11 protein-coding genes are annotated in these 13,964 nt (G+C 36.4%); 6 read left to right on the top strand and 5 right to left on the bottom strand.

Features of this window, described 5'->3' with window-relative positions:
* The first annotated feature begins 12 nt into the window (after positions 1-12).
* Entirely contained in the window at positions 13-1,137 is a 1,125-nt protein-coding gene (locus ACZOVS_RS06640; RefSeq protein ID WP_483996451.1) for a DUF4340 domain-containing protein, read from the top strand.
* Positions 1,138-2,163: 1,026 nt separating this feature from the next.
* Positions 2,164-4,602, top strand: coding sequence for a TonB-dependent receptor (locus tag ACZOVS_RS06645; protein WP_483996452.1), 2,439 nt, complete (start codon positions 2,164-2,166; stop codon positions 4,600-4,602).
* 204 nt (positions 4,603-4,806) lie between these two features.
* On the opposite strand, the gene ACZOVS_RS06650 is transcribed toward ACZOVS_RS06645, so the two are convergent.
* The 4 genes from ACZOVS_RS06650 to ACZOVS_RS06665 all read right to left on the bottom strand — a co-directional run bounded on the left by ACZOVS_RS06650 (position 4,807) and on the right by ACZOVS_RS06665 (position 8,250).
* Complete coding sequence (locus ACZOVS_RS06650) at positions 4,807-5,400, bottom strand: MarC family protein (RefSeq protein ID WP_483996453.1); 594 nt, start codon at positions 5,398-5,400, stop codon at positions 4,807-4,809.
* Between the two features lie 118 nt (positions 5,401-5,518).
* The gene (mnmA, locus tag ACZOVS_RS06655; RefSeq protein ID WP_483996454.1) at positions 5,519-6,580 is read right to left on the bottom strand and encodes a tRNA 2-thiouridine(34) synthase MnmA; all 1,062 of its coding nucleotides are present in this window, start codon (positions 6,578-6,580) and stop codon (positions 5,519-5,521) included.
* 12 nt (positions 6,581-6,592) lie between these two features.
* A complete protein-coding gene (locus ACZOVS_RS06660) occupies positions 6,593-7,480 on the bottom strand; it encodes a M15 family metallopeptidase (protein WP_483996455.1) in 888 nt (295 codons plus the stop codon).
* 8 nt (positions 7,481-7,488) lie between these two features.
* Positions 7,489-8,250, bottom strand: a complete 762-nt coding sequence (locus ACZOVS_RS06665) for an exodeoxyribonuclease III (protein WP_483996456.1) — start codon at positions 8,248-8,250, stop codon at positions 7,489-7,491.
* 315 nt (positions 8,251-8,565) lie between these two features.
* Here ACZOVS_RS06665 and ACZOVS_RS06670 point away from each other — a divergent pair, with 315 nt between their 5' ends.
* From ACZOVS_RS06670 to ACZOVS_RS06680, 3 genes are read left to right on the top strand one after another with little or no spacing between them, the layout of a single operon-like run.
* Complete coding sequence (locus tag ACZOVS_RS06670) at positions 8,566-10,329, top strand: chloride channel protein (protein WP_483996457.1); 1,764 nt, start codon at positions 8,566-8,568, stop codon at positions 10,327-10,329.
* Positions 10,322-10,924, top strand: coding sequence for an exosortase/archaeosortase family protein (locus tag ACZOVS_RS06675; RefSeq protein ID WP_483996458.1), 603 nt, complete (start codon positions 10,322-10,324; stop codon positions 10,922-10,924). Before ACZOVS_RS06670 ends, ACZOVS_RS06675 begins: the two co-directional genes overlap by 8 nt.
* A gap of 5 nt (positions 10,925-10,929) precedes the next feature.
* A complete protein-coding gene (locus ACZOVS_RS06680; RefSeq protein WP_483996459.1) occupies positions 10,930-12,030 on the top strand; it encodes an ROK family protein in 1,101 nt (366 codons plus the stop codon).
* Between the two features lie 152 nt (positions 12,031-12,182).
* Here ACZOVS_RS06680 and ACZOVS_RS06685 read toward each other — a convergent pair whose 3' ends face one another.
* Positions 12,183-12,869, bottom strand: coding sequence for an outer membrane beta-barrel protein (locus tag ACZOVS_RS06685; protein ID WP_483996460.1), 687 nt, complete (start codon positions 12,867-12,869; stop codon positions 12,183-12,185).
* Positions 12,870-13,175: 306 nt separating this feature from the next.
* Here ACZOVS_RS06685 and ACZOVS_RS06690 point away from each other — a divergent pair, with 306 nt between their 5' ends.
* Entirely contained in the window at positions 13,176-13,961 is a 786-nt protein-coding gene (locus ACZOVS_RS06690; RefSeq protein ID WP_483996461.1) for a nitrilase-related carbon-nitrogen hydrolase, read from the top strand.
* Positions 13,962-13,964: the final 3 nt, after the last annotated feature.

A 13,964-nucleotide genomic window follows, 5' to 3' on the forward strand; every position in this document is an offset into this window, starting at 1 on the left:
AAAATTGTTAAAATGAAGAAAAAGAACACTTTATCTATTGTAGTCGCTATAATTTTAATTGTAGTTGCCGGTATTTTGGTATGGAATAAGAGTTATCTTACCACATTGCGCGGTGATGCTGCCGATTTCGTGGTAATGGATACTGCTTCGGTGACAAAGATGTTTTTCGCCGATAAAAGCGGCAATCAGGTTTTGTTGGAGAGACATCCGGAATATTGGACTGTAAATAATGAGTTTCCTGCCGAACAACGCCAGATAAATGAGATATTATATACCATTAACAGATTGAGAATCAGAATGCCTGTAGCATTGTCAAATAGTGATAATGTTATTACACGCATGGCAGGTACCAACACCAAGGTAGAGATATATCAGATCGTCCCGCGAATTAATTTATTTAACAAGGTAAAGTTATTTCCTCATGAGAAATGTACAAAGACATTTTATATAGGTGATGTTACGCAGGACAATAACGGCACTTATGTTCTCAAAGAAGGAGCCGACAAAGCCTATATAGTTCATTTACATGGTTTTAGAGGTATCATTAGTGCACGTTTTTCTGCCAAACCGCAAGATTGGAGAGGTCATCAGATTTTTAATCAGAAGATTAATGACATAGCATCGCTTAAGTTGGAATTCAATAAAAGACCGGAAAAAAGTTTTATTCTTGAAGAAAATGACCGTTATCAATACACAATGAAAAGTCTTGCTGATGGATCCAATATAGAATACGATACACTTAAAGTGTTGAATTTATTGACTTCGTTCAGTGATGTACGTTTTGAGTCATTTCTTAGCGATGTTGCACCGGAACGTCGTGATTCCATCATCAAGTCGCCATATCAAGAACGGCTTACTTTGAAAACGAAAGATGGCAAAGAAATATCAGTACAGACCTATACTATGAAAATCAATGCAGATTCTTTCGGTCTCATAGAAGAAGATTGGGATGAAGATCCGGACCATAAGTATGCACTGGTTAATCCAGGCAATGAATTTGTCATGATACAGGATTTCGTTTTCGGTAAATTGCTGAAACCTGCAGAATATTATAAACGAGGTTATGTGGAACCTGTAAAAGAGATTTATTATGAAGAACTTGAAAGCATTCCATCAATGGAATTGCCGCAATTATAATAATAAACTTTCATAATATTTGCAAAAGATGTGTCAAAATTAAGGCACATCTTTTTGTTTTTATAATTTAAAATAGAAAATCATCTTGCAAATATATTATATTGTTTATTATCAAAATATAGTTAATAACTTTGTTTTTGGAGAACAAAAACTAAATTAACATGCCAAAAAGGAACAATTATCAAATATTCATCATATATATGTTAAAAACCATTGTATTAAATATTAATAAAAATTATGATAGTGTAATAAAAAATTAACTTTGAATTTATTGATTTATTTGTAATTTTGCGATAATTAAACAAAAAAACAATGCCCCTATGATGCGTATTAAGAAAAACATTATTATTTTTGCACTGTTTAAAGGACGCCGGATGTTGCGTCCTTATGGGTAAGATATGTGTTTGCTTGGTCCTTACAAGGAAACCTGACAAATTTTCATTTGCACAAGGACGAGACTTACGCGATTCACTTGTATTGAATGATTGTATTAATCATAAATTCGAGTGTGGGGCATTGTCTGTTTGTGCAGGGTTTTGTCAGGACCTCTTGTAAATAGGCAAATAGCTCCACGCTTTTTTTTACGCAAAAAATCCAAAAGACATAAAAAAACATGCAATACCCCGGCAAGACATATAAAATATTTTTATCTTTGCGGTTGAAAAGAAGATCGTGATTTAATAATAGCCTGCCTAAGAACGAAAATGTGGTGGTTTTCTTAAACAGAGTCAGGTGATATGTCTTCATTTGAGATGATTTTCGTAATCATAAATTCAAGTGTGGGGTATTGCTTACCTGTTTAATGGTCGCCACAGCCATCGTTCTTGTAAACAATTCTCCCACACATTTTTTATGAAACAATGTCGATAGAGTTTTGTTAGTCAAAACAAGTGATGGCACAATTATTTATTTTATTTAAAGTTTTTGTAGCTATTATATGGTATAGTGGTATTAAAACTCACAATATTTTGGTATTTCCTGCAAATTAGTCAAGTTATAATTTTGCAAAAAATTCAATTGTTTGTTATGAGAGATGCCATTACCACAGTGAGGATTTCAATAAAATCGTTCATTATTGTCAACAATACTTTTATAAGTAAAATCAAGTTATTGATAATGATATCAATGATATTATTTGCAAGTGCGGGTTATGCTCAAAATAAGCCCACGGATGCCAATATTGTGGGACATGTTGTAGATGCAGAAAACGGAGAACATCTTCCATACGCCACAGTACAGATTAAAGGTACGACTATCGGAGTAGTCACCGATGAAACGGGGCATTTTCAACTTATTAATATAAATGAAGGTAAACATATATTAAAAGCCGGTTATATTGGATATAAAGACAGGGAGATAGAGGTGGAAATTATAAAGAACGAAACCAAGATTATAAATTTTTCATTGGAAAAAGATCATCTTGGGTTAGATGAAGTTGTTGTTACGGCTTCACGAACAGAGCAAAAACGTGCAGAGGTACCTGTTATTGTAAATACTTTGACACCTAAATTGTTTGAGACCACACAGTCTGTCACTTTAAGTGAAGGGTTAAATTATACGCCCGGTTTAAGACTTGAAAACAACTGTCAAAACTGCGGATTTTCTCAGGTAAGGATGAATGGTCTGGATGGTCCTTATTCTCAAATTCTCATCAACAGTCGTCCTGTTTTCAGTAATCTGGCAGGAGTTTATGGTCTTGAACTTATTCCTGCGAATATGATAGAGAGGGTAGAAGTAGTAAGAGGAGGAGGTTCGGCACTTTATGGTGGCAATGCAATAGCAGGTACAGTCAACATCTTGCTTAAAGATCCTAAAACCAATACGTTTGAAGGAGGATCGTCCTTATCTATGATAGGAACAGGATATTCCGGAAGTGCTTTGGATTATTCCATAAATTTCAACACTTCCTTGGTATCGTACAGTTTTCAATCAGGTCTTTCGCTTTATGGTTTTACTCGTGACAGACAGATGTTTGATGCCAATGGCGACGGATATTCTGAGATTGCTCCACTCAAGAATCTGACTTTCGGCGGACGTGCATATCATCGTTTCAGTCATAGAGATAAGTTGGCTATAGATTTTTTTGTCATCAATGAAAATCGCAATGGTGGGAACAAGCAAGATTATCCACTGCATGAGAGAAATATTGCTGAGAGCGTTTCGCATGACCTTAAAGTCGCAGGAATAACATACGACAGGTTTTTACGTTCCAATGACATGTTGTCATTTTATGTTTCAGGACAGTTTCTCAACAGAGATTCATATTATGGAGCCGGTAAGTCATTGAAAGATTATGGAAATACGATAGACAATACTGTTAATGCCGGGATACAGTATTACATGTCGTTGTTTGACATTTCTTCGCTCACGGTAGGAGTGGACAACACTTGCAGTTTTCTTATCGACAAAAAACTCGGTTATCCCGACTTGGAAAATTATGAAATAAATTTGGAGGATAGTACTTTGATAATCAACCATACAGAAAACTCAATAGTATCTAATCAGGCTTTAATAACGACAGGGGCATTTGCACAATATGAGGTAAATCTCAATAAATTTAGGTTATCAGGTGGGTTGAGGTACGATCATTATGAAGTAAAAGATTTCACTAAAGAAGGTAATGGCAGCAAGACAGGTAATGTGTTAAGTCCAAGATTGGGCATAATGTATGATGTTTTACGCTTTTTGCAATTAAGAGCGAGTTATTCGCAAGGCTACAGAGCACCGCAGATATTCGATGAAGATTTGCATATAGAAACATCAGGGTCACGTAAAGTCATTCATGTCAATTCTCCTGACCTTAAACAGGAAACAAGTCACAGTTTCATGTTATCAGGAGATTTGAACATTCATATTGGTAAAGTCAATACAGGAATACTTGTTGAGGCATTTCACACTACACTTAGGGATGCTTTTTCCAACGAATACAGTGAACCGGATGAAAATGGCACTGTTGTTTATACCAGAATCAATTCCAAAGGAAATGCTGTAGTAAAAGGTGTTAATTTGGAAATCAAGATGAATCTTTTGAATAACATAACATTTATTTCAGGTTTTACTGTTCAATCGAGCGAATACGAAGAGCCACAAGATGAGTTCAATGAAAGACGTTTTTTCAGAACACCTGACAATTATGGATATTTCACTTTTGATTGGGATGTTGCTAAATATCTGTGTGTTTCATTGACAGGTAATTATATTGGCAAGATGATAGTTCCGTATTATGGTACGGAGAATCCGGATGGAGAATTGAGAATTTCTTATCCTTTCTTTGATGCCGGTGCCAAAGTCAGTTATACTTTTATTATTAATGACATTAATATTGAAACATCAATGGGTATAAGAAATATTTTCAATTCGTATCAAAATGATTTTGATGTAAGCGAATTCAGAGATCCGGCATATATCTACGGTCCTTCTTTGCCGAGAACTGTTACTTTCAGTATAAAATTCGGTTTGTATTAATTCGACAATACAGCTGAGACAGCATTATGAGCCGAGTGGAATATAAATATCTCATATACAGAAATTCACATGCATTTTGCTGTCAAAGTTTTGAATTTCAAGTATAGAAATCATAAGTGACGTGATTTTAAAGTCTTCTTAAGAGATTTATATCACATCGTGTAAAAATTCTGTCATTCGAAATATTACGATTATCTATCAATGTCAAGACAAGTTTTGTATTACAATGGCGAGGTTGCTTGCGAAAAGCTTCACGGCTATTGCCAACAATATGACACCGAAGAATTTACGAATTATGAATATTATCTCTTTACCCAATATTTTTTCTATTTTGGTAATGGAAGACAAGACTATGAAAGCAAAAATTATGTTGATCAACAGTCCTATCATGATGTTGATAACGGCATATTCGGCACGTAATGACAGCAGAGCGGTCAAAGCACCCGGACCGGCGATAAGAGGGAATGCTATCGGGACGATAGAGACACCTGAGCCGGTATTTTCTGTTTTTATTATTTCTACTCCCAATATCATTTCCAAAGCTAATATGAATATCACGAAGGCTCCGGCTACGGCAAAGGACTCCACGTCAACGTTGAAAAGTCTTAATAGTCCGTTACCGGCGAAAAAGAAGGCAATGAACAACGCCAAGGACACAAGGCAGGCTTGTCCTGCTTTAATTTTCTTGTTCTGTTTCTGAAAGTTGAGAAATATCGGTATTGATCCGGTAATGTCTATGATGGCGAACAATACCACAAAAGCACTGACAATCTCTACAAAATTGATTTGTTGTAACATATAACTATTATTTTGACGTTTTAATGTTTGAGTCGTTATGAAAATGCTATAAAGAATGTGTTTTGTGATGCAAAATTATACAATAAAGTGTAACAGAAGAGAATAAAGATAAAAAAAGTCAGCAAATGATGCCACTTCCCAAAACCACCGATTCTTTTTCATGATAGATAGTTCCGAATTGTCCGGCTGCCACGCCTGAAACTTTAACATCAGATATTATGTCAATGCAGTCATTGTTGATTCTCAAGACGCCGGTATTGAATTCCGGCTGGTGTCTTATCTTGAAACGTATCTTCTGTCCGTCGTTTAATACGATGGCAGGATTCATTGTCATGACGTCCGATAATTTTATGATGTCTGTATATTGAGCTGCCGGGTCATATCCTTGTGACACATAAATTATATTATTTTTCGTATCTTTTTTCACCACGAACCATGGACCGCCTCCTAATCCGAGTCCACGGCGCTGTCCTATTGTATGGAACCAGAAACCCTTATGATGACCGAGCAGATTGCCACTTTCTAACTCAATGATGTCGCCTTCTTTCTCACCTACATATTCTCTGATATAGTCGTTATAGTTGATTTTTCCGAGGAAACATATTCCCTGACTGTCGCGACGTTCTGCGCTTGGCAATTTCATCTCGGCAGCCATTTTGCGCACCTCTGATTTCAAATATTTTCCTATTGGAAACATAGCCTTACGAAGTTGGGGATAAGTCAATCGTGAGAGAAAATCGGTTTGGTCTTTCAAGGTGTCTGTTGCAGTACCGAGCCAAGACACTCCGTTTTCGTCTTCCCATGAGCAAGCATAATGTCCTGTAGCGATACGGTCGAATTGAAAGCCCATCTTGTCGTTAAAAGCACCGAATTTTATCATTCTGTTACACATGACATCCGGATTGGGAGTCAAGCCTTTTTTAACTGATTCCATGGTATATCGCGCCACATTGTCGAAATACTCTTTTTGTAAATCGACGACGTCGAATGAACAGCCATATTTCTTTGCAATAAAAGTTGTTATTTCCATATCTTCTTCTGAAAGGCAGTCTGAAATGTCTTCTCGACCTTCAATACCTATTTTGATATAGAAAATATGAGGGTTATAACCCAGTTCTTTAAGAAGAGGCACTATCACGGAGCTATCCACGCCGCCTGATACTAATGCTGCTATCTCCATAGAAAGGCGATCTTAGTGTTCATTGCTAAAATATATTGTTTTTACAACGAAGGAATAGACGCCGTCGAGTTCCTTTTCGGCAGTGTCGAAGATTGCTCCATTGCGTTTTCCTTTATAAGCCGACCATACACGATCACCATATGAGAAATGCCACCATTCTCCAGGGAAATTGATAAATCCTTCTTTTGCCATCAGTTTAATCAGCAATTTACGATTATCAAGTTGTTCTTTTTTAATGTTTTTGCTGAAAGTTTTTGTTAAACTGTTGCGTTCATGATAAGATGTACCGAAATCCAAATCTTCGCCATTACTTGTACATAAGGCAACGTCAACAGCAGCACCGGTCTCATGCCCTCCCATAGTATGTTTAGGGTCGTTGGTTTTATATTGAGCCATGTTGATAATCTCAGCGGTGCCGAGGTTGGGATTTTCTTTTCTTATCTCATTTACTGTTTCTTTCCACAATATATTTTGCTTTTCTTTAGATCGGAAAGTGCTGTAAACTTTCAAAGAGAGACCGTCGGGCAAATTATCAGCTACAGAAAATAATCTTTTGGCAACACTTTTCCGCAAGAGATAAGGTTTTTCCATAGTCTCGTCATTATAAATGATTCTTGGGTGAGGGATAAGCTCAACCAAAGGAGTATAGTCTTCATTGACATGCACTCTACTAATCTGTTTACGGGAAATAAAAGGTCTGAAACCTAATTTATAAATAAAATAATTAAAATAAAAATATAGATGTCTTCTTCTTTTGCTTGATGAAAGATACCAGATAAAAAAAACTATCACCATCAGAAATACGAAAGCGAACAACAACTTCCAACTCAGGAAAATACCGTTGTCTGTTTGTATTAAAGAAGGGTCGAGATAATCGCTAAAATGTCTGTTTTCGTCCATATCTGTAATTATTTGATTTCCACCATTATAGGACAATGATCCGAATGTTTGACATCTGGATATATTGCCGCATCAATAAGTTTATCTCTAATATTATTTGTAAGTATGTGGTAATCAATTCTCCAGCCTTTGTTGTTATTACGTGCGTTGCCTCTAAAGCTCCACCAGCTATAATGTCCTCCCTCTTTACATAAAGTTCTGAAACTATCGATATAGCCGTCGTTGAGGAAGTCGGAAAACCACTGTCTTTCTTCCGGGAGAAAACCGGAAGATTTGGCATTACGGACAGGGTCATGGATATCAATAGCTTCATGGCAAATATTATAATCACCTGATAATATGAGATTAGGACGCTCTTTTCTCAGGGTATTGACGTAATTTCTAAAAAAAGAAAGCCATTGCATTTTAAAATCCTGACGCTCATCTCCGCTTGTTCCGGAGGGGTGATATACGCTAATTATGCTGATATTGCCGAAATCTGCTCGTAAAAATCTGCCTTCGTCGTCATATAGTTTGTTATTCATGCCGTAAACGACGTTGTCAGGTTGAATTTTAGACAGAATAGCTACGCCACTGTAACCTTTTTTCTGAGCAGGGAACCAATAGTCATGATATCCCAATGCCTCTATTTCCAATAAAGGAATTTGGTCTTGTGTCGCTTTAATTTCTTGAAAACAAACGACGTCCGGTTTATTGTAGGCGAGCCATTCCAATAAGCCTTTGGCGATGGCAGCACGTATTCCGTTTACGTTGTAACTTATAATTCGCATGTTGTTCACATTACGCTGCAAAGGTAAGATATTTTTTGAGAGAGACAATATTTTATTAAAATATATTATGTAAAAAAATATTTAAAAAATTCAAAACACAAATTTGAAAGATGTAAAAAGAATTGATTTTTTGCATTGTTGGAAGAACAAGGAAAATGTTAAATAAGTTGTTGTAAGTTAAATAAATATGAGTATGATATTGTTTCAGCATTAATAAAAATGGTAAAAAAGGTTTGATTTTAAGAAATAATGTTTAATTTTGGCAAAATTTTAAAGATTAATATTACGAAATTACGGGTAAAGTCGCGTATTAAATTGGCGATAAACAAGTTCAACAAATGGAGAGTGACACATATCTCCGAAAGGCAGTTCATGTTGTTGTTGAGTCTGCCCACCGGTTTTTTAGCCGGTCTTGCTGCCATTGTCATCAAGAAGTTGGCACATGGCATCAGGGATTTCTTTTTCGGTATTTTAGAATATTCCAACAATCTGAATTTGTTGTTCATCATTATGCCTGCCATAGGTATTTTATTGACTATCATCGTTGTACGTTTTGTATTGCGGCGTGATGTAGGACATGGAATACCGGGTATATTATATGCCATTTCACGTAACAAAGGTATAGTAAAGTCATATAACACTTATGCTTCGATAATCACGAGTTCGCTGACGGTTGGTTTCGGAGGTTCTGTGGGATTGGAAGGACCGTCTGTTTCTACGGGAGCGTCCATTGGGTCCAATATTGGGCAGTTGTTGAGGTTAAATCACAAACAGATAATAGTATTGATAGGCATGGGCGCGGCGGCAGCGTTGGCAGCAATCTTTCAGGCTCCGATCACGGGCGTGATTTTTGCCATGGAAGTATTTATGATAGATATTTCCATGATGGCACTTGTTCCTATAATAGTATCTTCTTTCGTGGCAATATTGACATCATATTATATTCTTGGAAGAGCTTTTGAATATACGGTTACCACAACAGAATTGTTTATACCTTCCAACTCATTGTATTATATAGGTTTAGGAATAATGGCGGGGCTTGTTTCAGCTTATTTCATGCGAGTGTCTTTTAATATTGACAAGAGATTTAAGAAGATTAATTCTCTTTGGGCGCGTTTTATTATTGGTGCTCTTTGCCTTGGACTTCTGATTTTTGTTTTTCCTGCTCTTTATGGAGAGGGTTATGAAGCTATCAACTCTGCATTACATGGTGATGTGTCACCGGTGTTTCAGAATAGTTTTTTTGAACCTTACAAAGATATTAAATGGGTTGTGATAGTTTTATTGGCAGTATTGATATTGCTTAAGGCTTTTGCCACATCTTTCACATTTGCCGCCGGAGGCGTTGGAGGTACTTTTGCCCCGGCTCTGTTTCTCGGAGCATTTTTAGGTTTATTGTTTGCTTTGACTGTCAATTATCTTGGGATTGGTAATCTTAATGTTTCCAATTTTGCTCTTGTCGGTATGGGCGGAGTCATTGCCGGTATGTTGCATGCTCCTCTTACAGGAGTGTTTCTAATAGCAGAGATTGCCAATGGATATGCTCTTATGGTACCTCTCATGATAGTCTCAGCCTTGTCGTATGCAGTCAATAGAATTTTCTTTAAAGATTCCATTTATACTCATGCTGTGGTCGAGAAAGGTGTCAAGGTGACGCATAACAAAGATATAAGCATTTTGAATATGATGACAGTAAATAGATTGATTGAAAACAACTTCAGTACTATCAATTCTAATCAGACATTTAAAGACCTCATCCCTGTAATAGCTTCATCTACAAGAAATATTTTCCCTGTCGTGAATAAAAATGGAGACTTTGAAGGCCATATTTTGTTGGATGACATTCGTCCGATAATGTTTGACACTTCTTTATATAACACTCCCATAGAAAATCTTATGGTTTATCCGAGTTATACCATCAGTCCTCAGGAAAGTATGGAGAGTATAGTGCATAAATTCGAGGAATCCCATAAATATAATATTCCGGTAATTCAAAATGGTAAATATCTGGGTTATGTATCACGTGCAAGGGTGTTTACTACTTATCAGGCTACGTTAAAGGAGATTTCAGATGAGTGATTTCAAGTTAAAGAATTTTAAGATTTCAGATATTAAGGAATTGAGAGACAATCCCAAGTATCAGACATTTTTTGACGTGGGATTGTTCATTGTCCTGATATTCAGTTTTCATTTTATATATCTTGGATGGCAAGCGATAAACTTTTGGCCTGTTAAGTCTCTTGTTGATGATTTGTTTGAATCTGCATCATCTTTGTTGTTCGACCAAAGTTGTAATGTTTTGGAAAATGTTTTTGGTCTTGACATAATAACTATTGACAGGACAATAGGTACCATGAACAACGAAGGCAGATATTCGTTTATTACTGTAGCACCGGAGTGTACAAGTTTGAAGCAGTGGCTGCATTGGTTGTTTTTGATGTTGATTTTTCCCGGACCATGGAAACACAAATTGTGGTATATCCCGTTAGGACTTGTCATTATAGAATGGATTAACGTAGTCAGGGTAACCGGTATTTTATTGCTGATGATACCTTTTCCTAACAGTTTTTCTTTCTCTCATGACTATTTATTCAAGACATTTTTTTATTTTGTGATATTCCTGATGTGGATGCTTTGGACAGAATGTTTTTTACATAAAAAGAATAAAAAATAAATGTTATGAACTCTAAAAATACCATTTTCATCCTTGATGCCGGAGGCACAGGATTTAAATTTTCAGCTGTACAAGACTCGCGTGAGATAATAAAATCATTTACCATACCTTCTGCTTCAGTGACACTTGAAGAACAGTTACGTAAGATAATATCAGGATTTCATGAGACGGAGACGTTGTGTGGTTGCAAACCGACGGCTATAAGTTTCTGTTTTCCGGGTCCTGCAGATTATCCCAATGGTATTATTGGCGATTTGGAAAATCTCCCGCTTTTTCGTGGCGGTGTAGCATTGAAAGATATGCTTGAGAATGAGTTTCAATGTCCTGTGTTCATTAACAATGACGGAGACTTGTTTGCATACGGAGAAGCTCTTGACGGTATCTTGCCTGAGATAAACAAGTTGTTGGAACAACAAGGCAATCCAAAGAGATATAAAAATCTTCTTGGAGTTACGTTGGGTACAGGTTTTGGCGGAGGTATTGTCATTGATGGAGTCTTGCTCGGAGGGGACAACTCTGCCGGCGGCGAGATAAACAGAATGCGCAATTCCATATATTACAATACGAGTATAGAAGATTCTGTGACTATACGTGCCGTGCGTCGTGTTTATGCCAAAGAGGCAGGGCTTGTGTTTGAAGATGCACCTCAGCCTTTTGACATATATGAGATAGCCATGGGACGCAAAGAAGGCAATAAGGCTGCTGCTCTTGCCTCTTGGGAAGAGTTTGCCATAGTTCTTGCCGATGCCATTGCCAATGCCGTGACATTGGTGGATGGTATAGTGGTGATAGGCGGAGGATTGTCCGGTGCTTGGCCGGTGTTTATGCCTACATTATTGAAAAAACTCAATGAACCTTTTGTCGATTTCAATGGCAACACTTTCTCAAGAATGGAAATTCAGGCTTATAATTTGCAAGACGCCAACGAAATGGTGGCGTTTACTGCCAAAACAGGCAAAATGATAAGAGTGCCGTTCTCTAATAAAGAGGTGTGGTATGATCCAATAAAGAAGATAGGTGTAGGTATTACTCGACTCGGTACTTCATCGGCTGTCGCAGTGGGCGCTTATGCTTACGCTGTAAAACAACTCGGATTTGTAATATAAGGTGTTGAGTTATAATCATGCAGTGGCATTTCGATATGCGCTTTTATTCAGAAAAAATTTCGTCATTATTACCATAATATTGAAATGACCGGTGTTTTCTCGTTTTTGATTTATTGACAAATCGTCACTGCATGTCTTTTATATTTTGTTTTTTAAAATCTCCAACCCAACATGATGTAAAACGTTCTGTTTTTCGATAATGTCTTTATCGTGTTATTGACAATGCCTGTATCTGTTATAGATATGGTTTCTTTTTGCAAGGTATTTGTCAATTCCAACATATATCTCAATGACAAGGTGATATTCTGACTAATGTAAGTACATATACCTCCTCCTACAGCAATATTGAACGGAGAATAGTCATTGCCTTTTTTAAGAGTTGTTTTGTTTTTGTCGCTGCGATTGTCTATTGTAATATCTTCATCTTTCGTGGCAGAGATGATATATGTGGGTTCTACTCCAAAGTCTATTGACAGATAATCATTTAAGATATAAATCTTACCCAAGAGGTCGAGACTTATGCGTTGGAAGAAAAATTCTTTTGTTTGCATGATAGGAGTATTGAATATTTCTTCATCCCACTGCATACGCGAACCGAGTTGGTCGTATGACAATTCATATTGCACACCTAACATTTTGAATTTGTTTTCACCGAAAATACCGATTTTGAAACCAAGATACAGAGGATTTCTTTCTTCATCGAGATTAATATGATATTCGGTATCTAATGTCATTCTGTTAAATGTAGGACCGGCAATGATGCCATAATGAAATTCTTGTGCTTTTATTCCTTGACAAACAATAAATATAATGGCAAAAAACAGTAAATATCTTTTCATCCTTTTCATTTTTAATTGTTATACCTAAATTTTTAAAGTATCTATTTCACATATAATTGTCTTTTTGACTTGTTGGATATTATCTTGAAATAAATAAAAATTCACATCTCTGAACAATGTCAACGTAGTATTACATCAAGAATTTCTTTTTGTTAAAAGGAAAAAACATGTCGTTTTCAATCTTAATTTTTCAAATTTTCATGGCAAAGTTATAAAAAATTCAGAATAGTTGTATCTTTACACGTTTTTTTACATCATAAAATGATGTGTGAAACATGTTTTTTGTTGATTTTGAACATAATTAAGATGAAATTAAGAATTACGTGTTTACAAACCGATATTGTGGCTCAGAATCCTGAGGCTAACAGAAGACATATTGATGAATTGTTGTATGGTATAGAAGAGACGGATTTGATAGTGTTGCCTGAGACTTTCACTACGGGGTTTCCTGCTGATGCGGAAATATTTGCAGAAGATGAAAACGGTGATACTTTTTGTTGGCTTCGCGAAAAATCTGCTGATTGTCATTGTGTTATGGCTGGTACTTTTATAACCAAAGAAGGAAAGATGCATTATAACACTTTTGTCATAATGTTTCCTGACGGCAATTGCATGAAATATCATAAACATCATACTTTTAAAATGGGAGGAGAGAAGGACCTCGATGAAGGCGATGCTCTTATCACATTTGAATTGAAGGGATGGAAAATAAGACCTTTTGTCTGTTATGATTTAAGGTTTCCCGTTTGGAATCGCAATAAATACGACGGCAGCAGTTATGAGTATGATATTGCCATGTTTACTGCCAATTGGCCGGCTCAGAAGTCGTTGGTATGGAATACCTTGTTGACAGCGAGAGCTATTGAAAATGTGGCGTATGTCATTGGAGTCAACAGAGTGGGTGTAGATCATAACGATATACCATATATTGGGGAGTCTATGATACTTAATGCTAAAGGTCGTCCTGTCGTCAAAGCCGGTGATAAAGAGGAAATTATTAGTGCCGTGTTGGATAAAGAGGATATGGAATCGTTCAGAGATTATTTTACGGTATCTGAGGATTGGGACAGATTTACGTTCAAGAATTTATAACAC

The organism is Candidatus Limimorpha avicola, assembly GCF_056978975.1.

What these genes read in the sequence shown, in the direction of transcription:
- ACZOVS_RS06675 (WP_483996458.1), top strand. Translation starts at nt 10,322, where the DNA reads ATGAGTGATTTCAAGTTAAAGAATTTTAAGATTTCAGATATTAAGGAA.
- ACZOVS_RS06650 (WP_483996453.1), bottom strand. Translation starts at nt 5,400, where the DNA reads ATGTTACAACAAATCAATTTTGTAGAGATTGTCAGTGCTTTTGTGGTA.
- mnmA (WP_483996454.1), bottom strand. Translation starts at nt 6,580, where the DNA reads ATGGAGATAGCAGCATTAGTATCAGGCGGCGTGGATAGCTCCGTGATA.
- ACZOVS_RS06665 (WP_483996456.1), bottom strand. Translation starts at nt 8,250, where the DNA reads ATGCGAATTATAAGTTACAACGTAAACGGAATACGTGCTGCCATCGCC.
- ACZOVS_RS06660 (WP_483996455.1), bottom strand. Translation starts at nt 7,480, where the DNA reads ATGGACGAAAACAGACATTTTAGCGATTATCTCGACCCTTCTTTAATA.
- ACZOVS_RS06680 (WP_483996459.1), top strand. Translation starts at nt 10,930, where the DNA reads ATGAACTCTAAAAATACCATTTTCATCCTTGATGCCGGAGGCACAGGA.
- ACZOVS_RS06690 (WP_483996461.1), top strand. Translation starts at nt 13,176, where the DNA reads ATGAAATTAAGAATTACGTGTTTACAAACCGATATTGTGGCTCAGAAT.
- ACZOVS_RS06640 (WP_483996451.1), top strand. Translation starts at nt 13, where the DNA reads ATGAAGAAAAAGAACACTTTATCTATTGTAGTCGCTATAATTTTAATT.
- ACZOVS_RS06645 (WP_483996452.1), top strand. Translation starts at nt 2,164, where the DNA reads ATGAGAGATGCCATTACCACAGTGAGGATTTCAATAAAATCGTTCATT.
- ACZOVS_RS06685 (WP_483996460.1), bottom strand. Translation starts at nt 12,869, where the DNA reads ATGAAAAGATATTTACTGTTTTTTGCCATTATATTTATTGTTTGTCAA.